A 24,496-nucleotide genomic window follows, 5' to 3' on the forward strand; every position below is an offset into this window, starting at 1 on the left:
CCGGGGTGCGTCCGCAGGACGCGCCCCGGGCCTCGCCCCTCCACACCCGGCTCCGTGCCGGGGGTGAGCGCATCGGCTCACGCACGCCGCGCCTCCCGTCCGCTGCCACGGACCCGCGCGAAGCACCGATCCCCCTCCTGCCGGAAGGCCCCCACCCATGACCACCTCGGTCCTGCCCGACTCCGAGCGCATCGACCTGACCCACACGAAGGCACCGACCCTGTCGGGGCCGCAGCCGGGTCGGAAGCCGAAGCGCCACTGGCTGCCGTACGCGCTCGTCGCGCCGGCGGTCCTCTTCGAGCTGCTCATCCACATCGTGCCGATGCTCACCGGCATCTGGATCTCGTTCGTGCAGCTCACCAAGTACTTCATCGCGAACTGGGGAGCCGCGCCCTTCGCCGGGCTGCGGAACTACTCGGTCGCCATCGACTTCGACCAGGCCATCGGCAAGGGCGTCCTCAACTCGTTCCTCATCACCTGCGGCTACACGGTCATCGTCGTCGCGCTGGCGTGGACCTTCGGCATGGCTGCGGCGGTCGCGCTGCAGAAGCCCTTCAAGGGCCGCGGGCTCTTCCGCACGCTCTTCCTCGTGCCGTACGCGCTGCCGATGTACGCCGGCATCATCACCTGGAAGTTCATGTTCCAGCGGGACTCGGGTGCCGTGAACCACGTCCTCGTCGACCAGCTCGGACTCTTCGGTGGGCAGGGACCGTTCTGGCTGATCGGCTCGAACGCGTTCGTCTCGGTCGTCGTCGTCGCGATCTGGAAGACCTGGCCGTTCGCGTTCCTCATGCTCATGGCGGGCCTGCAGTCGGTGCCGAACGACGTGTACGAGGCCGCGTCGGTGGACGGTGCGAAGCCCTTCCGCCAGTGGCGCTCCATCACGCTGCCGATGGTCCGTCCGGTCAACGTGACGCTCGTGCTCGTGATGTTCCTCTGGACGTTCAACGACTTCAACACGCCGTACGTGCTGTTCGGCTCGACCGCGCAACCGCCGGCCGCCGACCTGCTCAGCTTCCACATCTACAACGCGTCGTTCATCACCTGGAACTTCGGTTCCGGCGCCGCGATGAGCGTGCTGCTCCTCATCTTCCTGCTCATCGTCACGGGCATCTACCTGGCCGTGACCAACCGGAGGTCCGTCCGTGCGTGAAACAATGGGCGCCAAGTCCTTCAAGGTCGTCACGATCGTCCTGTTGACGTTGTTCACGGTCGTCCCGCTCTACGTGATGATCACCACGGCGATGAAGCCGCTCGGCGACGTGCAGGACAACTTCACGTGGATCCCGACCAACATCACCCTCCAGCCGTTCATCGACATGTGGTCGACGGTGCCGCTGGCGAAGTACTTCGTGAACTCGCTCGTGGTCTGCACGATCGCGACGCTGTTCTCGCTGATCATCGCCACGTTCGCCGCGTACGGTGTCTCGCGCTGGAACTTCAAGGGCAAGAGCACCTTCACCACGGCGGTGCTCTCCACCCAGATGTTCCCGGGCGTGCTGTTCCTGCTGCCGCTGTTCCTCATCTTCACGAACCTCGGCAACGCGCTCGGCATCCAGCTCGTCGGGTCGTGGCTCGGCCTGATCATCACCTACCTGACGTTCACGCTGCCGTTCTCGATCTGGATGCTGTCCGGGTACTTCGAGACGATCCCGCGGGAGCTCGACGAGGCCGCGATGGTCGACGGCTCCGGCCCGATGGGCGCGCTGTTCCGGGTCATCCTGCCCTCGGCGCGACCCGGTCTCGTCGCCGTCGGCATCTACTCGTTCATGACCGCGTGGGGCGAGGTCCTCTTCGCCTCGGTGATGACGAACGGCGACGGGCAGCTGCTCGCGAACGGTCTGCAGCAGTACTCCACGCAGACGAACGTGTACTGGAACCAGATCATGGCGGCGTCGCTCGTCGTCTCGATCCCGGTCGTGGTGGCGTTCCTCATCGTGCAGCGCCAGTTCGTGGCCGGTCTGACCGCGGGTGCGGTGAAGTAGGCGCTCCCGGCCGGCCCGGCCGGGCTCGGCTGGCGGGCCCGGCCGGCCTACCCGAGCCTCGGCTCGGCGGACAGTTTCGCGGGACTTCGCCCGTGGAACTGTCCGCCGGGCCGAGTCTCGTCGGTGCGTGGTCCGATGCGACAGGATGGACAGATGACGGGGACGCGAGGACGGCAGCTGCTGCCGGGGCAGAGCAGCCGGGTGCACGTGTACGACGTCGAGACCCGGACGTCGAGGCTCGTGTTCTCGTCGGACCGGGTGCTCGTCGAGGCGCCGAACGTGCGCGACGACGGCACGCTCGTGCTGAACGGGGACGGGGACCTCTGGCTCCTGACCCCGCCGGCGACGGGCAGCGACACGGTGCTCGACGAGACCGCTCTCGTCCGCGTGCCGATGCCGGGCGTCGACGAGATCAACAACGACCACGTGCTCGACCCCGGCGGCGACTCCGTGGTGGTGAGCGCCCGCGACGGCGAGCTGTACCGGGTCCCGTTGCCCGAGGGCGGGTCGGCGGTCCGCATCACCGACACCGCCGCGGTGCTGCCGGTGGTCCGGAAGTACTACCTGCACGGCATCGCGCCCGACGGTTCGACCCTCGCGGCGATCGTGGGGGAGCGCACGCCGGAGGGGGTCTGGACGACCGACGTCGCCCTCGTCGACGCAGCGTCCGGCGACACGACCTTCCTCACGCGGGACCCCCACCCGGACGACGGGTGCGCGATCACGCCGGACGGCGCCACCGTCCTGTTCAACACCGAGCGCTTCACACCGGGCACCACGCAGCTCGCGTCGCTCCGGCTCGGGGCCCGCGACGGCGCAGCGGGCGACGGCGCTGCGGGCGACGGCGGTGTGGGCGACGGCGGTGCGGGCGGTCCCGTGCAGATCACCGCCGACGACCGCGTGAACTGGTTCCCGCACCTGTCCCCGGACGGCGCGCACCTGCTCTACCTGTCGTACGGCCCCGGCGTGCAGGGGCACCCCGCCGACCACCGGGTCGAGCTGCGGCTGCTGCCCGGGGTCCTGGCTCGGGGCGCGCGGATCGCCGTCGTGCCCGAGACCCTCGTCGCGCTCGACGGCGGCCAGGGGACCGTCAACGTCCCGCCGTGGTCGCCCGACTCGCGCTGGTTCGCGTACTGCGACTACCCCGTCACCTGAGCGCGTCGGGCCGCTCCGCGGGAGTGTCCGCGCAGACCCTCACCGCACGACGCAACGTCGGCGACTGCTCGCAGCGGTGTCGCCGTGCGGGCAGCCGCCGACGTTGCGTTCCGCGGAAGGGGCGGGCGGGGGCCGGAGGGGCGGGTCAGCCGGCGTCGCCGTAGGTGCGACGGAGGTGCTCCGCGTACCCACCGGGGGTCCGGCCGGCGAAGCGTCCGCTCGTGACCACCGGGAGCTCGGTCGTCGCCCGGACGTCGAGCCCGAGTGCCCGTGCCCGGTCCACCAGCCGGACGTCCTCGTGCTCGGGCACGGGGTCGAAGCCGCCCAACGCGGTGTCGGCGTCCGCCCGCACGCCGAGGTTCGCGCCGTGCACGTGCCCGAGGGTCGCCCCGGGCGGGTGTGCCGCCCGCCAGCGGTCGAGCACCGCGGGGTCGAGGTCGTCCGGGTCGGGGACGACCGCGCCGACGAGCAGGTGCGCTCCGGCGAGCAGGGCGTCCACCTGCTGCACGAGCCAGTCCGGGTGGACGCGCGAGTCGGCGTCGGTGTGCGCGAACCAGTGCCGGCCGGGCGGGGTCGCCCGGGCGAGGGTCCTCGCGTGCGCGGTGCCGAGTGCCCGCGCGCGACCCACGCCGACGCGCGACGAGGTCCTGACGTGCAGGCGACCCGTCCGCCACACGGGGTCCGCCTGCCGCGCCGTCTCGACGATGCCGGCCGTACCGTCCGTGCAGCCGTCGAGGACGAGCGTCACGGCGGCCCGGGTCGACGGGTGCGCGTCGCGGAGTGACGTGACGGCGGTCGCCAGTGCGTCGAGGGCGGCGCGGACGGAGGTCTCCTCGTCGTGCACCGGGACGACGACGTCGATGCGGGTGGCGCTCACCGGACGAGCCCCTCGGCCCGGGCGACCGAGGTGACGGCGGGTCCCGGCAGCACGCTGAGCACGAAGTCCTCCTCGACGTGCCGGACGAGTGCGGGCCGCGGCCAGCGGGCGGCCAGCCGCGCGTCCACCGTGTCGCCGTCGGTCACCGCGTCGTCGTCCGGGTGGCGCCAGTGGCAGGCGACGAGCACGCCGTCGTCGTCGAGCGTCTCGAGCACCCGGTCGACGGTGCGGTCGAGGTCGTCCGGTGACAGGTAGTAGCCGACCTCGGAGAGCACCACCAGGTCCCACCGGCCGTCCGGCCACTCGGCGGGGAACGCGGCGGTCTCGAACCGGGCGCCCGGTGCGCGTCGCTCCGCCCGCTCGATCGCGGCGGCAGCGACGTCCGTGCCGAGGACCGCGTCCGCGCGCTCGGTGAGGGCCGCGGTGAGCACGCCGGTCGCGCAGCCGAGCTCGAGCGCCGACCGGAAGCGGGGGCGGGGGAGTGCGGCCAGGGTGACGGCGCGCTTCCGTTGCTCGTACCAGGAGCCGTCGAAGTCCCACCCCTCGGGCTTCCGCGCGTAGTGCGCGTCGAAGGAGTCCCCGGAGCGCGACCGCACCGGCGCGAACAGCCACTCCTCGACCCGCAGGTGGTGCGCCGCGTGACGGTCGTCGACGATCGCCTCGTCCCCGGGTGCTGCCGACAACGGCAGCGTCTGCGACGGGTAGGCGGCCAGCGCCCGGGCCTTCCGGTCACGGACGTCCGCGTCGAGGGTGAGCGTGCGGGCCCGGTCCCACGGTGCGGTCGGAGCAGCCGGGTCGTCCCAGTGCCAGGCCCACACCGGGTACGCGAGCAGGTCGGTGCCCGGCGTCGCGTCGACCACCTGCTCCGCGACCTCGCCGGCGATCCGGTGGTCGCGGTGTCCGTCCCCGCGCCAGGGCGCGACGACGAGCGTCGGACGCGGCGCCCCGGCGAGACGGTGCTCGAGTGCGGCGCGCAGCACGTCGACGTGTTCCCGCACCGCGCCGTCGGGCACGTCGAGCTCGGTCGCGCCGGCCGTCGGGTGCAGCACGCGCAGCGCGGCCCGGAACTCGGCGGCGCGACGGGGCGCGAGCTCGGCGGGTGTCACCGTGGGGGAGTCCGGGTGCGAGCGCTCGCCGCGGGTGACGAGCAGCACGTGGACGGGGATGCCGGCGTCCGCGGCCGTCGCGATCAGGCCACCGGCGCCGAGGGTCTCGTCGTCGGGGTGCGGCGCGACGACGACCACCGAGCCGACACCGTGCAGGTCGACCGGCACCGCGGGCACCGAGTGGAGGAACGCCGTCCACGCCGCGGGATCGGTCCCGGGTTCGCGGTGGTCGAAGCTCACCACGCGACACCGCCGCGTTCGGTGACGATGCGTCCGACCCGGGCGAGGTCGCGCTCCCCGTGGTCCTGCAGCACGTAGAGCCCGAGGTCGGCGACCCGTGCGGCGACCGCGGGGTCGCTCGTCAGCGGGGCGGGGCCGAGCGTCGCGACGACGCGCTGCGACACGGCGTCGACCGCGCGACGGACCCGCGACCGCGTGACCTGCGCCACGAGCGACCAGTCGGTGTCGTCGTCCGACCCGGCCGCGTCGGTCCGGGCGGCGGCGGTCGCCAGGGCGTCCTCGGCGTCGGCGAGGTCGAGGACCGTCGCGCCGAGCGCTGCCCGGAGCAGTTCGGCGTCGGGTCGGGCCGCCGCCGCGGACCGCAGCAGCCGGGCGAGCCCGACGGCTCCGCCCCACCAGCAGGCCGCGACGCCGATGCCGCCCCACGCGAAGCCCGGGCGGGTGAGGTACCAGCCGGGTGCGCCGACCGCGGTCGCCCGGACGCCGGTGCAGTCGACCGGGCCGCTCGGGACGTCGGGCATCCCGCGCGCGACCCAGGCATCGTCGTGCGCCGTGACACCGTCCTGTCGCAGGTCGACCGCGAACAGCTGCCGGTCGTCACCGACGTGCGCGGTGACGAGCGCGTGCGAGAGCGTCGACGCGAGCGAGCACCAGGGCTTCGTCCCGTCGAGCCGGACGGCGTCGGGACCGTCGGCGGGGTCAGGGGTCGCGGTGAGCGTCGTCCCCGGCGCCTCGGCCGCGAAGACGCCCCAGGTCGAGCCCTCCGGGGCGGCCGAACCGGCCTGGGCGAGGATGCCGAGCGCGTCGAGGTGCGGTTCGACGGTGCGGGCGAGCGCGACGTCGGCGGCGGCGACCGCGGCGAGGGCCGCGAACGCGCCGCCGGCGGATCCTGCGGACAGGGGCGGAGCGGTGTCGGCCAGCCACCGTGCGAAGGCGAGCCGGTCCTGCGGGGACGAGCCGGTCCTCCCGGCCGCCGCCTCGACGTCCGCGGTGTCGACGTCCGTCACGGACGGAGGCCAGGCCGGGGATCGCAGCATGGTGCCGACGCTACGGGCGACTCCCCGGGCGGCTGCTCGGGAAGCGTCGACGAGCCCCGGGACCGGTCGGACGATCCACAGGACGAGGAGGGCTGCCCCACAGACGGCTCATAGGAACCACACCGATCCTCGTTGACGTGACGATCTCCCAGCCCGCAGCAGCCCCCCGCCTCACCCGCGCCGACGGCACGCCGTTGCGCATCCTCGTCGTGGACGACGAGGCCAGCCTCACCGACCTGCTGTCGATGGCGCTGCGCTACGAGGGCTGGGACGTCAGGAGCGCGAACGGCGGTCAGCAGGCCCTCGCCACGGCCCGTGAGTGGCAGCCCGACGCGATGGTGCTCGACGTGATGATGCCCGACCTCGACGGGTTGCAGGTGCTCGGTCGGCTCCGGCAGAACAACGACGACACCCCGGTGCTGTTCCTCACCGCGAAGGACTCCGTCGAGGACCGGGTCACCGGGTTGACCGCCGGCGGCGACGACTACGTGACCAAGCCGTTCTCCCTCGAGGAGGTCGTGGCGCGCCTCCGTGGGCTCATCCGTCGCTCGCAGATCTCGGTGTCCGAGGCCGGTGACTCCCGCATCGTCGTCGGCGACCTGGTGCTCGACGAGGAGTCGTACGAGGTGTCCCGCGCCGGTCGGTCCATCGAGCTCACGGCGACCGAGTTCGAGCTGCTCCGCTTCCTCATGCGCAACCCTCGGCGGGTGCTCTCCAAGGCGCAGATCCTGGACCGGGTGTGGTCGTACGACTTCGGCGGCAAGAGCTCGGTCGTGGAGATCTACATCTCCTACCTGCGCAAGAAGATCGACGCCGGCGAGACCCCGATGATCCACACGGTGCGCGGCGTCGGGTACGTCATCAAGCCGACCTCGTGACGCTCCGACGACGACTCGTCCTGAGCATCGTCGCGATCGTCGTCGCGCTCAGCACGGTGATCGGGGCGGGCAGCATCATCGCGCTGTTCTCGATCCAGCGGGCGGCGATCGACGAGCAGCTCTCGTTCGCGACGACGCGCGCCCAGCGGTCGGTCGAGCAGCAGGGACCGGGCGGCCCCGGGCTCGAGATCGGTCGACCGAGCGGGCAGTCGGCCGGCACGTTGACGGCCTACTTCCTGAACGGCAACGCCGTCGTCGGCAGCGTGCTCGACAACGCCGGCGACGTCGACCGGCTGGCGTCCTCCGCCGTGCGGCCGCTCGGGGACGTCACCGTCGACGGCTCGGCCCAGACCGTCGACCTGGGCACCGACCTCGGCCGCTACCGGGTCACCGCGGTGTCGCTCGGGTCCGCGGTCCTCGTCGTCGGCCTGCCGATGGCGCCCGTGTACGAGAGCGTCTGGAAGCTCTTCGGCGTGGTGCTCGTGGTCACCGCCCTCGCCCTGCTCGCAGCGACCGGGGTCGCCGCGGTCGTGGTGCGCCGCTCGCTCCGCCCGCTCGAGCGCGTGGCCGAGACCGCGTCGTCCGTCGCCCGGATGCCGCTCGAACGGAGCGACGCACTCGACGGCGTCCGCGTCCCCGACACCGACCCACGGACGGAGGTCGGCCGGGTCGGGACCGCCTTCAACCGCATGCTCGGACACATCGCGGGCGCCATGCAGGCCCGGGAGCGCTCGGAGCAGAAGGTCCGGCAGTTCGTCGCCGACGCCTCGCACGAGCTCCGCACCCCACTCGCGTCGGTCCGCGGGTACGCCGAGCTGACCCGACGGATGGGCGCCGACCTGCCGCCGGACGTCGTGTACGCCATGAGCCGGATCGAGTCGGAGTCGGAGCGCATGACGAGCATGGTCGAGGACCTGCTCCTGCTCGCCCGCCTCGACGAGGGCCGCGAGGTCCAGTTCGCCGACGTCGACCTGACCGGTCTGGTGCTCGACGCGGTCAACGACGCCCACGCCGCGTCGCCGGACCACGTCATCGCGGTGGACGTGCCGGACGAACCCGTGGTCGTGCCCGGTGACGCCGCCCGACTCCACCAGGTGGTCGTGAACCTCGTCACGAACGCCCGGACGCACACCCCGGAGGGCACCCGCATCACGGTCGGTATCGCACCCGGCGCCGACGGCGTCGACCTGACCGTGCGCGACGACGGGCAGGGCATCGACCCGGAGTTCCTGCCGAAGCTCTTCGAACGGTTCGCCCGGGCCGACAGCTCACGGTCGCGGAGCGCCGGGTCGACGGGCCTCGGCCTGGCCATCGTCGACGCGGTCGTGCAGGCGCACGGCGGCAGCGTGGCGGTCACGAGCCGACCCGGCGACACGGTGTTCACGGTGCACCTGCCGGCCACGCGGCCGGCGGTCGCGTCCGGCACGGTGACGCCGACCGCCTGACGGTCTGGAGGAACGTGGCGGCGCCGCCCCGCGCCTCCCGTCCGGCGCTTGGTCACCGTCGGATCCTGTGGTACCTTCGTCGAAGCCAAAGACCGCCGGTCGTCTGTGCGCTCGCGCACAGACCGAAGGTCCTCACTCGTGGGGCAGCCAGCGCAGGTGTTCAGATCCACTCCTCCCGTTCGCGGGGGAGCAGCTCCGAGCCTCTGCGCCGGAGCTTTTTTCGTGTGGTGACCAGGGGCTAGCCGGCAAGAACCCCAAGGAGAACCATGGCGAACAAGGAAGCTGCGGTCGCCGAGCTCACGGAAGCATTCCAGAGCTCGAACGCCGTTCTGCTCACCGAGTACCGCGGTCTCACGGTGGCGCAGCTCAAGGAGCTCCGCAACTCGATCCGTGAGCACGCCACGTACGCCGTGGTGAAGAACACGCTGACCAAGATCGCGGCGAACAACTCCGGCATCACCTCGTTCGACGACGAGCTCGCCGGTCCGTCCGCTCTCGCCTTCGTCCACGGTGACACCGTCGCCGTCGCGAAGTCGCTGCGTGCATTCGCCAAGGCGAACCCTCAGCTCGTGGTCAAGGGCGGTTACTTCGACGGTAACCCGCTCACCGCGACCGAGGTGGACAAGCTCGCTGACCTCGAGTCCCGCGAAGTGCTGCTCGGCAAGCTCGCCGGCGCCTTCAAGGCCTCGCTGTTCGGTGCTGCGTACCTGTTCCAGGCACCCCTCTCGCAGGCCGTCCGCACCGTGGACGCCCTTCGCGAGAAGCAGGAGTCCGCGGCCTGACCAGGCACGCGTTCATCAACCACACGTACTAGCTAGTAGTAGGAGAAAATCATGGCGAAGCTTTCGCAGGACGAGCTCATCGAGGCCTTCAAGGAGCTCACGCTCATCGAGCTCTCGGACTTCGTGAAGAAGTTCGAGGAGGTCTTCGAGGTCACCGCTGCTGCCCCCGTCGCGGTCGCCGCGGCCGGTGGCGCTGCTGCCCCCGCCGAGGAGGTCGAGGAGAAGACCGAGTTCGACGTCGTGCTCAAGTCGGCCGGTGACAAGAAGATCCAGGTCATCAAGGAGGTCCGTGGCCTCACGTCGCTCGGCCTGGGCGAGGCCAAGGCGCTCGTCGAGACCGCCGACGCCAAGATCCTCGAGGGTGTCAACAAGGAGACGGCCGACAAGGCGAAGGAGGCCCTCGAGGCCGCCGGCGCCACGATCGAGCTCGCGTAAGTACTGCGTACTGCTCTTCGCGAAGGCCGCTGCCCCTCGGGGCGGCGGCCTTCGTCGTGCGCGGGGCGCGCTGCCGGCGGTCGGGCGGGCGGTCCGGCGGGCGGTCCGCTTCGCGAGACTCGGCCTCGCGGACGCATTCGTGGTTCACCTGCCGCGAAGTTGTCCGCGGGGCTGAGTCTCGTCTCACAGCACCAGCCCGTGCGCCCGGAGGAGGCCCTGGAAACGATCCAGTCGTTCCAGGTGCCACCACGTCACGCGGATGACGGTCCGCACCTCGCTCCGCTGCCGGAGTCGGTCCTCCCGGCGCTTCTCCGCCCAGGCGACCTCACCCGGGTCTCGGCCCGCGAGCATCGTCGGGTCGGTGTACTTGACCTTCCCGTCGAACTCGATGACCGTCCCGCTGTCCGGGAGCCAGAAGTCGACGCGGTCGACGACGTGGTCGTGGCGGAACTCGTGCTGCGGTACCACCCGGTCGATGCCGCTCTCGACCAGCCGGACGGCCGTGTAGGACTCACCGGCGGTCTCGTGCCGAGCGTCGAGCGCCCGCAGCACGGTCTGCGCTCGTCGAGATCCACGCGCAGGGCCGGGCGGGAGCGCCGTGGCGAGCTCGGACGGCCTCAGCGTACCGGCGCGCACCGCCCCGTCGATCGCCACGGCAGCCACGTGCACGGGCAGCGAGGTCGCGACCGTCGATGCCGTGGTCACCAGGTCCGTGACCGGGACGCCGTCGAGGCGAGCCGGGGCCAGGCGCACCTGCGTGCCACCGGACGCGTGGAGGACGAGGCCGGCCCGGTGGACGGTGCGCTCGGCCCCCGGTACCGTCACGTGGACGCGCTCGGGTGCCGGGCCGACCAGGGGCCAGCCGTGCACGAGTGCGGCGGACACGTGCGAGAACGCAGCTCCGGTGGCTACGGCCGGCGCGACCGCCCAGATGCGGACGAGGTGCCGGTCGGCTTCATCGAGCTCGACCCAGGACGTGCGAGGCAGGTACGTGCCGGCGCGGAGCCGGACGAGGAGGCCAGCGCGGTGCTGCCGGCGGAGGGTCCGCGCGCGTGAGTCGTCACCGTCGGCGCGCAGCAGGGTGGGTCGTTCTCGGTGGTGTCGCACACCTCCACTGTCGGGCTCCCACTGCGGAACAAGCGGCGCGGGAGGCGATCTGTGGGTCCTGCTGCGTTCGTGGGGACGTGTGGATGGAGCGTGAGACTCGCTCCTGCGGACACGTTCGTGGGTGATCGGGTGCGAAAGTGTCCGCGGGGCCGAGTCTCGGGGCGGGGCGGGCGCGGGCGCGGGCGCGTCAGCGCAGGGTGCTGCGGCGGCGGCCGTAGGCCAGGTAGAGCACCGCGCCGGCGAGCATCCACAGGCCGAACGCGATCCAGGTGCCGGCGCCGAGGAAGACCGCGAGGAGCACGCAGCAGAGCGTGCCGAGGACCGGGACGACCGGGAACAGCGGAACCCGGTACGACCGCTCGAGCTCCGGGCGGGTGCGTCGGAGCACGATCACGGAGACGTTGACGAGGGCGAAGGCCACCAGGGTGCCGATGCTCGTCGCGTCGGCCAGCTCGCCGAGGGGGACGAGCGCTGCGCCGACGGCGACGACGACACCCACGATGAGCGTGTTCGGCACGGGGGTGCCCGTCCGGGGCGAGACCCGACCGAACACCGGCGGCACCATGCCGTCGCGCGCCATGGTCAGCAGGATGCGGGTCTGGCCGTAGAGCACCGTGAGCACCACGCTCGCGATGGCGATCACCGCACCGATCGAGAAGACGAGCGCGACGACCGGCTGCCCGGTGACGTCGACCACGATGCGGACGAGCGAGGCCTCGTCGGACGAGAACGACGTCCACGGGCGGGCACCGATCGCGGCGATCGCGACCAGGATGTACAGCGTCGTGACGATCACGATGGACCCGATGATCGCGCGGGGCAGGTCGCGGCGGGGGTCCTTCGCCTCCTCGCCGGCGGTCGATGCGGCGTCGAAGCCGATGTACGAGAAGAACAACCGCGACGCGGCGGCGGTCACACCGGCGGCCCCCATCGGCGCGAGGGGCGCGAAGTTCTGGGACGAGAAGGCCGTGAACGCGACGACCACGAAGAACACGAGCAGGGCGATCTTCACCACGACCATGAGCGTGTTCACCCAGGCGCTCTCGCGGGCACCGGGCAGCAGCACGGCCATCGCGAGGAGGACGAGCACCGCCGCCGGCAGGTTCACCACACCACCGTCGCCGGGGGGAGCGGCGATCGCGGCCGGCAGGTGCAGCCCGAAGACGCGCAGGGTCTCGTCGACGTACTCGCTGGCGCCGACCGCGACCGCGGCGACCGAGACCGCGTACTCGAGCACGAGGCACCAGCCGCAGACCCAGGCGATGCCCTCGCCCATCGTGGCGTAGGTGTACGAGTAGCTCGACCCCGAGGTCGGCACGGCGCCGGCCATCTCGGCGTACGACAGCGCGGAGAGCAGTGCGGCCACGCCCGCGAGCACGAACGAGATCCAGACGGCCGGACCGGCGAGCGGCACGGCCGTCCCGAGCACGACGAGGATGCCGGTGCCGAGCGTCGCCCCGACGCTGATCATCGTCAGGTGCCAGACGCCGAGCGAGCGGCGGAGCGGCTCGCCGTCGACGCCCGCCGCGGCCTCGGCCTGCAGCTGCTCGATCGGCTTCCGGCGAGCGAGCTGGTGACGGAGGGACGTGGGGCGGGAGGGCGCGGACGTCATGGGACCTCGTGATCGGCGCGGGGAAGGGGACGGACGATGGTCGCACGGCCCCTGAACGGGGTCAAATACGCCCACGGCGGAGCCCGCCGCCCGTGTCCGCCGCCGGGGATACGTTGGTGCCATGAGCATGGGCCACGGGATGCGCGGGGGTGGGCCCCGCGGTGGCGGGCGGATCTCGAGCGGCGACGCCGCCGCGCAGCGGGCCGCCAACGCCGAGGCGCCACGGATCCCGCACCTGCTCCGGCGCATCGCGGGGCTGTTCGTGCCGCACCGCCGCGCGATCGTGGTGACCGTCGTGCTCGTGCTCGTCGGTGCGGCACTCTCGGTGATCCCGCCGCTCCTCACCCAGCAGGCGTTCGACCGGGGGCTCTTCCCGCCCTCGGGTCGCCCGGACCTGCCCGTGCTCCTCGAGCTCGTCGGCGCGATGATCGCGCTCTGGATCGCGAGCGCCGGCGTCGGGATCTGGCAGACGTACCTGACGGCGACGGTGGGCAACGAGGTCATGGGCGCCATGCGCATGCGGTTGTTCGAGCACCTGCAGCGGATGGAGCTCGCGTTCTTCACGAGGACGAAGACGGGCGTGATCCAGTCGCGCCTGCAGAACGACGTCGGCGGCGTCGCGAGCGTCCTCAACAACACGATCTCGTCGGTGCTCGGCAACACCGTCACGGTCATCGCGGCGGTCGTGGCGATGCTGCTGCTCAGCTGGCAGATGACCCTGGTGGCGGTCGTGCTCCTGCCGCTGCTCGTCATCGCCCAGCGCCGGGTCGGCCAGGTCCGCGCCCGGATCGCCGCGCAGACGCAGGAGTCGCTGTCGGACATGACCGCGATCACCCAGGAGGCCCTGAGCGTCTCCGGCATCCTGCTCGCCAAGAGCTTCACCCAGCAGCGCAGCGAGACCCGGCGCTACGGGGACGAGAACCGCAACCAGATCCAGCTGCAGGTCCGGCAGCAGATGTCCGGGCAGTGGTTCTTCGCCATCGTCCAGGTCTTCCTGTCGATCATCCCCGCGGTCATCTACGTGGTCGCGGCCCTCCTGATCGTCGGCGACGTCCCGATCACGGCCGGCACGATCGTCGCGTTCACCACGGTGCAGTCGCGCCTGCTCTTCCCGACCGTCGGACTGCTCCGCGTCGTGCTCGACCTGCAGACGTCCGGCGCGCTGTTCGCGCGGATCTTCGAGTACTTCGACCTGCGCCCGGCGATCACCGACGCCCCCGACGCGCAGCGTGTCGACGCGTCGCGCGTGGGGCACGTCGCGTTCGAGGACGTCTCCTTCACCTACCCGGACGGCGAACCGGACAAGCCGACGCTCCGCGGGGTCTCGTTCGAGCTCGAGCCCGGGCAGTTCGCCGCGTTCGTCGGGCCGTCGGGTGCGGGGAAGACGACCATCTCGTACCTGGTGCCACGACTGTACGAGGCGTCCTCGGGCACCGTGCGCTTCGCCGGAGCCGACGTGCGCGACCTGGAGCACGAGGACCTGATGCGCCACGTCGGCATCGTGAGCCAGGAGACGTACCTGTTCCACGCCTCCATCGGCGACAACCTGCGGTACGCGAAGCCGGACGCGACCGACGAGGAGCTCGAGCGCGCCGCACGCGCGGCGAACATCCACGAGACCATCGCCTCGTTCCCGGACGGGTACGACACCGTCGTGGGGGAGCGGGGCTACCGACTGTCCGGCGGCGAGAAGCAGCGCATCGCCATCGCCCGCGTGCTGCTGAAGGACCCACCCGTCCTGGTGCTCGACGAGGCCACGAGCGCGCTCGACTCGATCTCCGAGCACGTCGTGCAGACCGCGCTCGACACCGCGGCAGCCGGGCGCACCACCATCGCCATCGCGCACCGGTTGTCCACGATCCGCGAGGCCGACGTCATCTTCGTGCTCGACCACGGGCGGATCGTCGAGCGGGGCGACCACGACGAACTGCTCGCGCGCGGCGGTGTCTACGCCTCGCTGTTCCACCAGCAGGACCAGACGTCGACATCGTTCGTCGCAACCCAGCCGACGGCCGAGCCGGCCACCTAGACTCGGCCGCGTGCGTTACGCGAACTCCGTCGTCGACCTGGTCGGTGACACCCCGCTCGTCCGACTGAACCGTGTCACCGAGGGGATCCGGGCGACCGTCCTGGTGAAGGTGGAGTACCTCAACCCGGGCGGCTCGTCGAAGGACCGCATCGCCACGCGGATCATCGACGCGGCCGAGGCCTCCGGCGAGCTGCGACCCGGCGGCACCATCGTCGAGCCGACCTCCGGCAACACCGGTGTCGGCCTCGCGCTCGTCGCCCAGCAGCGCGGGTACCGCTGCGTCTTCGTGCTGCCGGACAAGGTCGGCGAGGACAAGCGCAACGTGCTCACGGCCTACGGCGCCGAGATCGTCGTGACGCCGACGGCGGTCCCGCCGGAGCACCCCGAGTCCTACTACTCGGTGTCCGACCGCCTGGTGCGGGAGATCCCCGGCGCCTACAAGCCGAACCAGTACGCGAACCCGAACGGTCCCCGGAGCCACTACGAGACGACCGGTCCGGAGATCTGGCGCGACACCGACGGTCGGCTCACGCACTTCGTCGCCGGCGTCGGCACCGGTGGCACCATCTCGGGCACCGGCCGCTTCCTGAAGGAGGCCTCCGACGGACGCGTCCGGATCGTCGGCGCCGACCCCGAGGGCTCCGTCTACTCGGGCGGCACCGGTCGGCCGTACCTGGTCGAGGGCGTCGGCGAGGACTTCTGGCCCGGCGCGTACGACGCCGGCGTCCCCGACGAGATCCTCGCCGTCACCGACGCCGAGTCCTTCGCGATGACCCGACGGCTGGCGCGCGAGGAAGGGCTGCTCGTCGGCGGGTCGAGCGGCATGGCCGTCGTCGCGGCGCTGCGGGCCGCACGCGACCTGACCGAGGACGACGTGGTCGTGGTGCTGCTGCCCGACGGCGGCCGTGGCTACCTCGGCAAGATCTTCAACGACCGGTGGATGCGCTCCTACGGCTTCGCCGAGACCGACGACGCCCGCACGGTCGGCTCCGTCGTCGCCGGCAAGGACGGCCGACTGCCCGACCTCGTGCACGCACACCCGTCCGACACCGTGCGCGACGTGGTGGAGATCATGTCCACGTACGGCGTCTCGCAGATGCCCGTGCTGAGCGCCGAACCGCCCGTCGTGATCGGCGAGGTCGTCGGTGCGGTCGCCGAGAAGGACCTGCTCGAGCAGGTCTTCACGGGCACCGCCGCGATGACCGACGCGGTGAGCGGCTTCGTCGGTGACCCACTGCCCCTCATCGGCATCGGTGAATCGCTGTCCGCAGCCCGCCGGGCGCTCGAGACGGTCGACGCGCTGCTCGTCGTCGACGACGGCAAGCCCGTCACCGTCCTGACCCGGCACGACCTGCTCACGTCGCTCTCCGAGTGACACCGAGCGCTCGCCCACACCGAGCGCCCGCCCGCACCGACACCGAGCGCCCGCCCGCACCGACACCGAGCGCCCGCCCGCACCGACCCCACCCCGACCCCACCCCGACCCCACGAGGAACCCCAGCGCATGACCGAGTTCGCCACCCGCGCCGTCCACGCCGGCCAGGACCCCGACGCCACGACCGGTGCCGTCATCCCGCCCATCCACGTCACGAGCACCTACGTGCAGGACGGCGTCGGGAACATGCGGAACGGCTACGAGTACTCCCGCGGCGGCAACCCCACGCGCGACGCGCTGCAGACCCTGCTCGCCGACCTCGACGGCGGCGTCGCGGCGTACTCGTTCGCATCGGGCCTGGCGGCCGAGGACGCCCTGCTCCGCGCGTACCTCGAGCCCGGCGCCCGCGTCGTGATGGGCAACGACGTGTACGGCGGGACGCACCGTCTGGTGAACCGCCTGCACGTGCCGTGGGGCGTGGACCTCGTGGTCGTCGACATGAGCGACGTCGACCGGGTCCGTGCAGCGCTCGAGGGCGCCCCGGCGAAGACGGTGCTGTGGGTGGAGACCCCGACGAACCCGCTCATGAAGATCGCGGACATCGCGCTCCTCTCCGAGGTCGGTCACGCCGCAGGCGCCCTGGTCGTCGTCGACAACACGTTCGCGTCGCCGTACCTGCAGCAGCCGCTGTCGCTCGGCGCCGACGCCGTGTCGTACTCGACCACGAAGTACCTCGGCGGGCACTCCGACGTCGTCGGCGGCGCGGTCGTCCTGCGGGACCGCGGGTTCGCGGACCAGGTCGGTTTCCTGCAGTTCGGCGCGGGCGCGATCGCGTCGCCGTTCGACGCCTTCCTGACGACCCGGGGGATCAAGACGCTGCCGGTCCGGATGGAGCGGCACTCGTCGAACGCGCAGGCCGTGGCGGAGGCGCTCGTCTCGGCGCCCGGCGTCGAGCGGGTGTACTACCCCGGTCTCGCCGACCACCCCGGACACGAGATCGCCGCGAAGCAGATGCGCGGCTTCGGCGGCATGCTCTCCGTCGCCCTGTCCGGCGGATCCGAGGCGGCGAAGCGCTTCGTCGAGTCCACCGAGGTCTTCACGCTCGCGGAGTCCCTGGGCGGCGTCGAGTCGCTCATCGGGTACCCGAGCGAGATGACGCACGCGTCGGTCAAGGGCACCGAGCTCGCCGTCCCGGAGAACGTCGTCCGCCTGTCGGTCGGCATCGAGGACCAGGGCGACCTGGTCGCGGACGTGCTGCAGGCACTGTCCCGGTGACCGCGGCCTGCTGACGCAGACGTGACGGACGGGAGGCTCCCCACCGGACCGGTGGGGAGCCTCCCGTCCGTCATCAGGACCTGACGGATCGTCGGTGCGCGCCCCTAGGCTGGCCCGGTGAGCAGTGTGGCGACGAGGTCGGGGATCCTCAGCGGGCGCTACGCGCTCGCGACCCTGGGGATGGTCGCCATCGTCGGGGTGGCAGCGTTCCAGAACCTCGCGATGACGACGGTGATGCCGGAGATCAGCCGCGACCTCGACGGGCAGACGCTCTACGCGCTCGCGTTCGCGGCCCCGCTCGCCGCCGGCGTGCCCGGGATGGTGCTCGCGGGGACCTGGACGGACCGCTCGGGCGGCCGCGTCGTCGCCTGGGTGTCGGCGGTCTTCTTCGCCGTCGGGACGGCCGTCGTGATGACCGCGCCGACGATGGAGGTCTTCCTGGCCGGTCGCCTGGTCGAGGGCTTCGGTGCCGGTGCGATCGACGTCGTGCTCTACGTGCTCGTCGCCCGCATCTTCCCCGCCGAGCTGCACGGTCCGGTCTTCGCCGGGTTCGCCGCGGCCTGGGTCGTCCCGGCACTCGTCGGCCCGGCGCTCGCCGGGGTCGTGACGGAGGTGTGGGGGTGGCACTGGGTCTTCGCCGGCGCCCTCGTCATCGCGGTCGTCGCGTTCGCCCTCCTCGTCCCGACGCTGGCACGCCTGCACGCGCCGCCGGTCGAGCGGCGACCCCCGTGGCAGGCGGGGCGCATCGCGTGGTCGGTCGCGGCGGCGCTCGCGATCCTGCTGCTCAACGTCGCGCCGGACCTCGGTCCGTGGGCACGGGTCGTGGCCGTCGTCATCGGGGTCGTCGGCGCCTGGGCGGCGCTGCGGCCCCTCCTGCCGGCCGGGACCTTCCGGGCGGCCGCGGGCCTGCCGTCCGTGGTGCTGTTGCGCGGCCTGGTCGCGGCGGCGTTCTTCGGCAGCGAGGCCTACGTACCCTTCCTGCTGCAGGCACGGCACGGCCTCAGCGCCTCGGCGGCGGGGCTCGCGCTGACCGTGGCCGCCCTGAGCTGGGCCGGGGCGAGCTGGCTGCACGGTCGGCTCGGGGAGCAGCGGCTCACCGCGGCGCGGACCTTCGGCGCCGGACTCACGCTCGTCCTCGTCAGCCTGCTCGCCGCGCTCGCCGTCGCGGTGTGGGGGTTGCCGTGGTGGCTGCTCGTGGCCGGGTGGTTCGTCGGCGGCGCGGGCATGGGCGCGATGTACCCGCGGCTGTCGATGCTGACGCTCCGCTTCTCGGGCGAGGGCGACGACGGGTTCGCGAGCTCGGCCCTGACGATCGCCGACGCCTCGGGCAGCGTGGTCGGCCTCGCCGTCACGGGCCTGCTCTTCGTCGGCAGCGGGGGAGCCGACGGCGACTGGTCGTTCCCGCTCGTCTTCGTCGCGATGACCGCGATCGCACTCGTCGGGATCGTCGCGGTCCGGCGCCTCGGTCCCGTGCCCGCACCGCCGACCCCCGGCGCCGAGTGACCCGCCCCGCGGTAGCGTGGGGCACCGGATCGAGCGGAGGTCACCGGGTGCGCACCGTCGTCGTCGCCGTCCTCGTGGCGGCGTCCCTCGCCCTGACCGGGTGCCAGCGGCCGACGACCGCTGCGCCGACCCCGGTCCGCAGCACCGACCTCACCAGCTCCGACGGCGGGTTCGCCGACGACGCCGTGGTCGGCGCGGTGCTCGCGCCCGGGGACGACACGCTCGCCGCGGACCTCGAGCGCGGGCTCGACCGTGCCGGGTTCTCCCCGGACGTCCGGGTGGTGCCGTCCTCCGGCGCCGCGGCCGAGCAGGCCCGTGCCGTCGACACGCTCGTCCGCGCGGGAGCGAAGGCGCTGCTCGTGCACGCCGTCGACGCCGACGCGCTCGCGGAGGCGGTGCAGTCGGCGCACGACGCCGGTGTGGTCGTGGTGTCGGTCGGTGCGTCGGTCCCGGCGAGCGGGACCGGCGGTGACGGTGTCTCCGCCGACCACCGCGTGCCGGCGGCAGCGGATGCCGGGACGACCGCCCGGGCGGCGGTCGAGGTCGTCCGGTCGCTGCAGCGCGGCGAGCAGCCGGACACGGGGGACCGCCGCGGGCGCAGCGGCGCCGGGGACTGACGTCGGGACCCGGACCGTCGCGATCAGTGCGACCCGGCTCGGCGTCGGGGTCGGGGTCGGGGCCTGGATCGGGGCCGTGTGCCGGCTCGGCTCAGTGCCACCAGGCCGGGAACGACAGGGTGATCGTCTCGACCAGGGACCTCCGGGAGCGTCGGGGTCCGGCCAGCCACGCCTCGATCGCACCGACGAAGCCCTGCGCCACGAACCCGGCTGCGACGTCGTCGAGCAGGGGCGGGCGTGACGCGGGGTCGAGTTCGCGGATGTGCTGCGCGCTCGACACCGTGAAGTGCTGGACGAGCAGGCGGTGGAGGGATGCGTCCTCGGTGTCCGGCAACCCGCGGGCGTAGATGTCGCGGTGGGCCACGACGTGCTCGACGACGGCGTCGATGCCCCGGCGCGTGATGGCGGCGAGCTCGTCCTCGCCGGCCCCGCGGGCGGAGGCGGTCCGGCGGGCCTCGACGTCCTCCTCGCGGATGCGGTCGAGCTCGGGCGTCAGCACGTCGGCCAGGAGCGATCCGGGCGAGACGGCGTGCGAGTAGAACGTGGCGCGGTTGATGCCGGCTGCGCGCGTGACGTCGGCGACCGTGATGGCGGAGACCGGGCGGTCGGCTGCGAGCCGGAGGACCGCCTCGCGCAGTGCTGCCGTGGTGTGCACGATCCGGGCGTCGACCACGACACCACCCCCTCTTCGTTCCGTCCGCACGAGGCGGCTGTCGAGCAGTCCGACGTTACCGCACGGCGACCGCGCGGACTGGACGAGGAGCGCAGAGTGACGGACGCGTTGCGGTCGGGGCGTCGCGAGAGCGCTCACGCAGCCCGTAGGATGGTTCCGGGGCCGAATCGATTCGAGTCGATCCGCCCCGGTCCTGCTCGGTCGGTCCTGACGTCCACCACGTCGACGGCGACCGGCCCCGATCCCGTCTCTCCTGCACCCGACCCCCTGTGAAGGACCGCTCGTGACCGCGCCCGCCACCACCGGCTCGCTCCGCGTCGTGCTGCACCCCGGTGACTCGCTCACCCGGCGGCAGCGCCTCGTCTACGTCTTCGTGCTCGGCGCGCTCACCGCGCTCGGGCCGTTCACCATCGACCTGTACCTGCCGGCGTTCCCGTCGCTCGAGCGCGAGTTCGGGATCAGCGAGGGTGCGGTGCAGCTCACGCTCACCGCGACCACGCTCGGGTTCGCGGTCGGGCAGCTGCTCGTCGGGCCCTGGAGCGACAAGGTCGGCCGGCGTCTGCCGCTCATCATCGCCACCTCGGTGCACGTCGCGGCGTCGGTCGGCGCAGCGCTCGCACCGAACGTCGAGGTGCTCGCGCTCTTCCGCGTCCTGCAGGGCATGGGGGCCGCGGCCGGCGGTGTCGTCGCGATGGCCACCGTGCGCGACCTGTTCGGCGGCAAGCCCCTCGTCCGGATGCTCTCGCGCCTGGCGATGGTGAACGGCCTCGCGCCGATCCTCGCGCCGCTGATCGGCTCGCAGATGCTGCAGTTCGTCAGCTGGCGCGGCGTCTTCGTGTTCCTCGCGTGCTACGGCGCAGCAGTCGTCATCGCGTCGTCCCTGCTCATCGTCGAGACCCTGCCGCCGGCCCGGCGGAAGGAGGCCGGCCACTCGACGATCGGGCAGCGCTACAAGGCCCTGCTCTCCGACCGGATCTTCGTCGGCGTCGCGCTCATCGGGGCGATGGTCTTCAGCGGGCTCTTCTCGTACCTGTCGGCGTCGCCGTTCCTGTTCCAGACGGTCTACGGCCTCGACGCGCAGCAGTACGGCCTGCTCTTCGCCGTGAACTCGATCGGCGTCGTCGTCGGCGTGCAGGTGTCCTCGCGCCTGGCGCAGCGGGTCGGCCCGCAGTGGATCCTCGCCTGCTCGACGGCGACGCTGTTCGTGTCCGCCGTCGCGATCGTCGTGCTCGACCAGCTCGGTGCGGGCCTGGTCGGGGTCCTCGTACCGCTGTGGTTCTTCATCGCGGCCTGCGGGTTCACGTTCCCGCTCGTCCAGGTGATCGGTCTCGCCGCGCACGGGAAGGAGGCCGGCACCGCCGCGTCGCTCCTCGGCGCACTGAACTTCGGGGTCGCCGGGCTCGTCTCGCCGATCGTCGGGTGGCTCGGCATCACCGCGGCGACACCCATGGCGAGCGTCATGGCATGCACGGCGGCGGTCGCCGTCGTGGTGCTCTGGGTGGTCGTCCGGCCGCGGACCGTGCCGGCGCTCTCGCACTGACACGTCGCACAGCCGGACGTCGTCACGACGAGCGGACCGGAGGGTCGACGCGTCCGTAGGCTGCGGACATGACCGACGCGGTGGAGCAGGCACGGGCAGCGGCAGCAGCGGCGCAGGCGGCGGCCGAGGAGGCACGGCGGCTGGCGGACGAGGCGGCTCGTCGGGCCGAGGAGCTCGCGGCGGCGCTCAGCCGCGCGGCCGACGCGAGCGCGGTACCGGAGGCGACCGGGGAGCCCGACGCGAGCACGGCCGCAGGCGGGACGACACCGGGGACAGCCACCGAGCCTCCGGGCCGCGCGCCGCTCGACGCGACCACCACGCCGGAGGCGACGACCGCGCCGACCACACCGCCGAGCGCACCGCAGTCCGGCCCCCTCGGGCCGGAGGCCGTCGACGCGATCCGCACCGGGTACGCCGTCGAGGGCACCGCCCTGGAGCTCGGTGCCCTCGTCAACGGTCGCCCGCTGCCCGACGTCCAGGTCCGGATCCCGCTCGGCATGCTCAACCGGCACGGCCTCGTGGCCGGTGCCACCGGCACGGGCAAGACCCGCACGCTCCAGTTGCTCGCGGAGCAGGTCGCCGCGAACGGCGTCCCCGTGTTCGCGGCCGACGTCAAGGGCGACCTGTCCGGGCTCGCCGTGGCCGGGCAGCCGGACGAGAAGCTCCTCGCTCGCACCGAGGCGATCGGCCAGGACTGGCGGGGCGTCGCGAGTGCGGTGGAGTTCTACTCCCTCGGCGGGCAGGGCACCGGTGTGCCGATCCGGGCGACCGTCTCCGGGTTCGGCCCGCTCCTGCTGGCCAAGGTGCTCGGCCTCAACGCGACGCAGGAGTCCTCGCTGGGGTTGGTGTTCCACCACGCCGAACGCGCCGGACTGCCGCTCGTCGACCTGTCGGACCTGCGCGCCGTGCTGACCCACCTGGTGAGCGACCAGGGCAAGGCGGAGCTCGCGGAGCTCGGCGGGTTGTCGAAGCAGACCGCCGGTGTGATCCTGCGCGAGCTGGTGACCTTCGCCGACCAGGGTGCGGACCGCTTCTTCGGGGCACCCGAGATCGACACCCGTGCGTTCCTGCGCACCGCCCCGGACGGCCGCGGGATCGTGAGCCTGCTCGAGGTGCCGGGCGTGCAGGACCGGCCCGAGGTGTTCTCGACGTTCCTGATGTGGCTGCTCGCCGACCTGTTCAACGAACTCCCCGAGGTCGGCGACACCGACCGGCCGGCGCTCGTGTTCTTCTTCGACGAGGCGCACCTGCTCTTCTCGGGGTCGTCGAAGGACTTCCGCGAGCAGGTCGTCCGCACCGTGCGGCTCATCCGTTCGAAGGGTGTCGGCATCGTGTTCGTCACGCAGACGCCGAAGGACCTGCCCGACGACGTGCTCGCACAGCTCGGCTCGCGGGTGCAGCACCAGCTCCGTGCCCACACGCCGGACGACGCGAAGGCACTGCGGGCGACCGTGTCGACGTACCCGACGAGTGACTACGACCTGGGGGAGGTCCTGACCTCGCTGGCGACCGGCGAGGCGGTCGTGACGGTGATGAACGAGGACGGCGCACCCACGCCGGTGGCGTGGACCCGTCTGCGCGCGCCGCAGGGATCGATGGACGCGCTGCCGTCGGACGTCCTGGAGGCGCTGGTCGCCTCGTCCCCGCTCCTCGCCCGGTACGGCACCACCGTCGACCCCGAGTCGGCGCGTGAGCTCCTGGCCGCCCGCATGGAGTCCGCCGCCGCGGACGCCGCCGCAGCGCAGGCGCAGGCGGACGCCGAGCAGGAGGCTGCGCGCGCCGCCACGGCGGCGGCGAAGGAGGCGGCCGCGCAGGCTGCGCGGGACGAGCGCGAGCGGAAGGCCGCACAGGCGGAGTACGAGCGGACGCAGCGCGAGTTCGAACGCGCGGAGCGGGCAGCGGCGGGTCGCCGGTCGCGATCGACGTCGACACGGACGTCGCGCTCGGCCGGGCGCACTGCGGACGACCCGCTCGGCGGACTGCTCGGGAACGGCCTCGGGCAGACCATCGCGAAGGAGGTCGTCCGGGGCATCTTCTCGACGCTCCGCCGCCGCCGCTGAGCTGCTGCCGGCGCGGTGCCGCGCGTCGCCCCGGCCGGTCTCAGCGGGTCAGGAGGCCGACGGTCTCGACGGCGAGCAGGCCGGCGACGATGCACGCGGTCGCCGCGCCCACCGCGAGCACGCCCCCGCGGCGCTCGTACCAGGTGCGGCTCGTGGGCCAGCGGCGGGTGGCCTCGCGGACGTGGACCGGTCGGCGCTCGTGCTCGACCGGCACGCCCAGCACCTCGACCACGCGGTCGAGGGCGTCGTCGCCCCAGACGTCGCCGCGCAGCCGGAAGAGGTGCGTGCCGTCGGCGTCGAACGCGAGGAGCTCACGCGTGGTGCGGTCGGGCGACGCGCCGTACGTCGGGGTGACGACCAGCCGGTCGATCCGCTCGCGGGCGATGCGACGGTTCGGGGTGAGGACCGCGTTCAGGGCGACGACGTCGGCGTCGATGCCGAGGAAGGCCTGACCGAGTCGGACGAAGAGGACCCCGACCAGCACGGCAACGGCGACGACGAGCCCGGCGACGAGGACCCACCAGCGCTCCGGCAGCGAGGCCCAGACGAGCGCGACGGCGAGGGGGACGGCGGAGCAGACCACGCTGAGGACGGTCGACCGGACGAGGGAGCGCCGCGGGCGGAGGACCACGTCGTGGACCGGCGTCCGCAGACGCCCGGCAGCTGACACCGTCGCTTCCCCCACCTGGGTCTCCTCACCCCTCGGGCGCACGGGCAGACCGATCTGCCACCCCGCGGGCGACGCCCCTGCCGCCCGCTGCACCG

The 24,496-nt window shown here is 72.7% G+C and carries 21 protein-coding genes; 14 read left to right on the top strand and 7 right to left on the bottom strand.

What is annotated here, in order from left to right; genetic code table 11:
• Positions 1-157: 157 nt before the first annotated feature.
• From JOD95_RS11705 to JOD95_RS11715, 3 genes are all read left to right on the top strand, one after another.
• Positions 158-1,153, top strand: a complete 996-nt coding sequence (locus tag JOD95_RS11705) for a carbohydrate ABC transporter permease (RefSeq protein ID WP_200884102.1) — start codon at positions 158-160, stop codon at positions 1,151-1,153.
• Positions 1,146-1,985, top strand: a complete 840-nt coding sequence (locus JOD95_RS11710) for a carbohydrate ABC transporter permease (protein WP_066655221.1) — start codon at positions 1,146-1,148, stop codon at positions 1,983-1,985. Before JOD95_RS11705 ends, JOD95_RS11710 begins: the two co-directional genes overlap by 8 nt.
• A 153-nt stretch (positions 1,986-2,138) precedes the next feature.
• Entirely contained in the window at positions 2,139-3,140 is a 1,002-nt protein-coding gene (locus JOD95_RS11715) for a biopolymer transporter Tol (protein WP_209685061.1), read from the top strand.
• A 145-nt stretch (positions 3,141-3,285) separates the two neighbouring features.
• On the opposite strand, the gene JOD95_RS11720 is transcribed toward JOD95_RS11715, so the two are convergent.
• Genes JOD95_RS11720 through JOD95_RS11730 form a run of 3 tightly spaced genes read right to left on the bottom strand, consistent with a single transcriptional unit; the run spans position 3,286 to position 6,370 of the window.
• Complete coding sequence (locus JOD95_RS11720; protein WP_307810431.1) at positions 3,286-4,017, bottom strand: glycosyltransferase family 2 protein; 732 nt, start codon at positions 4,015-4,017, stop codon at positions 3,286-3,288.
• Positions 4,014-5,363: a bifunctional PIG-L family deacetylase/class I SAM-dependent methyltransferase gene (locus tag JOD95_RS11725; protein WP_307810432.1), complete on the bottom strand. Its 1,350-nt coding sequence runs from the start codon at positions 5,361-5,363 to the stop codon at positions 4,014-4,016. Before JOD95_RS11725 ends, JOD95_RS11720 begins: the two co-directional genes overlap by 4 nt.
• On the bottom strand, positions 5,360-6,370 hold the full coding sequence (locus tag JOD95_RS11730) for an acyl-CoA dehydrogenase (protein WP_209685065.1): 1,011 nt from the start codon (positions 6,368-6,370) through the stop codon (positions 5,360-5,362). The genes JOD95_RS11725 and JOD95_RS11730 overlap by 4 nt, the downstream gene beginning before the upstream one ends.
• A 167-nt stretch (positions 6,371-6,537) precedes the next feature.
• On the opposite strand from JOD95_RS11730, the gene JOD95_RS11735 reads away from it, so the two are divergent.
• The 4 genes from JOD95_RS11735 to rplL all read left to right on the top strand — a co-directional run bounded on the left by JOD95_RS11735 (position 6,538) and on the right by rplL (position 9,940).
• The gene (locus tag JOD95_RS11735) at positions 6,538-7,278 is read left to right on the top strand and encodes a response regulator transcription factor (protein WP_144411339.1); all 741 of its coding nucleotides are present in this window, start codon (positions 6,538-6,540) and stop codon (positions 7,276-7,278) included.
• A complete protein-coding gene (locus JOD95_RS11740) occupies positions 7,275-8,723 on the top strand; it encodes a cell wall metabolism sensor histidine kinase WalK (RefSeq protein WP_209685066.1) in 1,449 nt (482 codons plus the stop codon). The genes JOD95_RS11735 and JOD95_RS11740 overlap by 4 nt, the downstream gene beginning before the upstream one ends.
• 266 nt (positions 8,724-8,989) lie before the next feature.
• The gene (gene rplJ, locus JOD95_RS11745; protein WP_058727460.1) at positions 8,990-9,505 is read left to right on the top strand and encodes a 50S ribosomal protein L10; all 516 of its coding nucleotides are present in this window, start codon (positions 8,990-8,992) and stop codon (positions 9,503-9,505) included.
• A gap of 51 nt (positions 9,506-9,556) precedes the next feature.
• The gene (gene rplL / locus JOD95_RS11750) at positions 9,557-9,940 is read left to right on the top strand and encodes a 50S ribosomal protein L7/L12 (protein ID WP_066655204.1); all 384 of its coding nucleotides are present in this window, start codon (positions 9,557-9,559) and stop codon (positions 9,938-9,940) included.
• A gap of 183 nt (positions 9,941-10,123) precedes the next feature.
• Here the strand turns inward: rplL and JOD95_RS11755 are convergent, their stop codons facing one another.
• Both JOD95_RS11755 and JOD95_RS11760 read right to left on the bottom strand, forming a co-directional pair.
• On the bottom strand, positions 10,124-11,047 hold the full coding sequence (locus JOD95_RS11755; protein WP_209685068.1) for a hypothetical protein: 924 nt from the start codon (positions 11,045-11,047) through the stop codon (positions 10,124-10,126).
• Between the two features lie 187 nt (positions 11,048-11,234).
• The gene (locus tag JOD95_RS11760) at positions 11,235-12,659 is read right to left on the bottom strand and encodes an APC family permease (protein WP_209685069.1); all 1,425 of its coding nucleotides are present in this window, start codon (positions 12,657-12,659) and stop codon (positions 11,235-11,237) included.
• A gap of 127 nt (positions 12,660-12,786) precedes the next feature.
• Between JOD95_RS11760 and JOD95_RS11765 the strand changes: the two genes are divergently transcribed.
• The 5 genes from JOD95_RS11765 to JOD95_RS11785 all read left to right on the top strand — a co-directional run bounded on the left by JOD95_RS11765 (position 12,787) and on the right by JOD95_RS11785 (position 19,458).
• On the top strand, positions 12,787-14,688 hold the full coding sequence (locus JOD95_RS11765) for an ABC transporter ATP-binding protein (protein ID WP_209685273.1): 1,902 nt from the start codon (positions 12,787-12,789) through the stop codon (positions 14,686-14,688).
• 10 nt (positions 14,689-14,698) lie between these two features.
• Positions 14,699-16,063: a cystathionine beta-synthase gene (locus JOD95_RS11770; RefSeq protein ID WP_209685071.1), complete on the top strand. Its 1,365-nt coding sequence runs from the start codon at positions 14,699-14,701 to the stop codon at positions 16,061-16,063.
• 129 nt (positions 16,064-16,192) lie between these two features.
• A complete protein-coding gene (locus JOD95_RS11775) occupies positions 16,193-17,338 on the top strand; it encodes a cystathionine gamma-synthase (RefSeq protein ID WP_209685072.1) in 1,146 nt (381 codons plus the stop codon).
• Between the two features lie 117 nt (positions 17,339-17,455).
• Positions 17,456-18,841: an MFS transporter gene (locus JOD95_RS11780; protein WP_209685074.1), complete on the top strand. Its 1,386-nt coding sequence runs from the start codon at positions 17,456-17,458 to the stop codon at positions 18,839-18,841.
• A 47-nt stretch (positions 18,842-18,888) separates the two neighbouring features.
• On the top strand, positions 18,889-19,458 hold the full coding sequence (locus JOD95_RS11785) for a substrate-binding domain-containing protein (RefSeq protein WP_209685075.1): 570 nt from the start codon (positions 18,889-18,891) through the stop codon (positions 19,456-19,458).
• Between the two features lie 91 nt (positions 19,459-19,549).
• Here JOD95_RS11785 and JOD95_RS11790 read toward each other — a convergent pair whose 3' ends face one another.
• On the bottom strand, positions 19,550-20,131 hold the full coding sequence (locus tag JOD95_RS11790; protein WP_066655190.1) for a TetR/AcrR family transcriptional regulator: 582 nt from the start codon (positions 20,129-20,131) through the stop codon (positions 19,550-19,552).
• A gap of 283 nt (positions 20,132-20,414) precedes the next feature.
• On the opposite strand from JOD95_RS11790, the gene JOD95_RS11795 reads away from it, so the two are divergent.
• Both JOD95_RS11795 and JOD95_RS11800 read left to right on the top strand, forming a co-directional pair.
• Positions 20,415-21,671, top strand: a complete 1,257-nt coding sequence (locus JOD95_RS11795; RefSeq protein ID WP_200884101.1) for a multidrug effflux MFS transporter — start codon at positions 20,415-20,417, stop codon at positions 21,669-21,671.
• A 68-nt stretch (positions 21,672-21,739) separates the two neighbouring features.
• Positions 21,740-23,731 carry a helicase HerA-like domain-containing protein gene (locus JOD95_RS11800; RefSeq protein ID WP_209685077.1) on the top strand — a complete coding sequence of 664 codons (1,992 nt, stop codon included), beginning with the start codon at positions 21,740-21,742 and terminating at the stop codon, positions 23,729-23,731.
• A 40-nt stretch (positions 23,732-23,771) separates the two neighbouring features.
• Here the strand turns inward: JOD95_RS11800 and JOD95_RS11805 are convergent, their stop codons facing one another.
• Positions 23,772-24,314: a hypothetical protein gene (locus JOD95_RS11805; protein WP_209685078.1), complete on the bottom strand. Its 543-nt coding sequence runs from the start codon at positions 24,312-24,314 to the stop codon at positions 23,772-23,774.
• Positions 24,315-24,496: the final 182 nt, after the last annotated feature.

This window comes from Curtobacterium sp. 1310, from assembly GCF_017834105.1.
In the GTDB taxonomy this organism is placed as follows: Bacteria; Actinomycetota; Actinomycetes; order Actinomycetales; family Microbacteriaceae; genus Curtobacterium.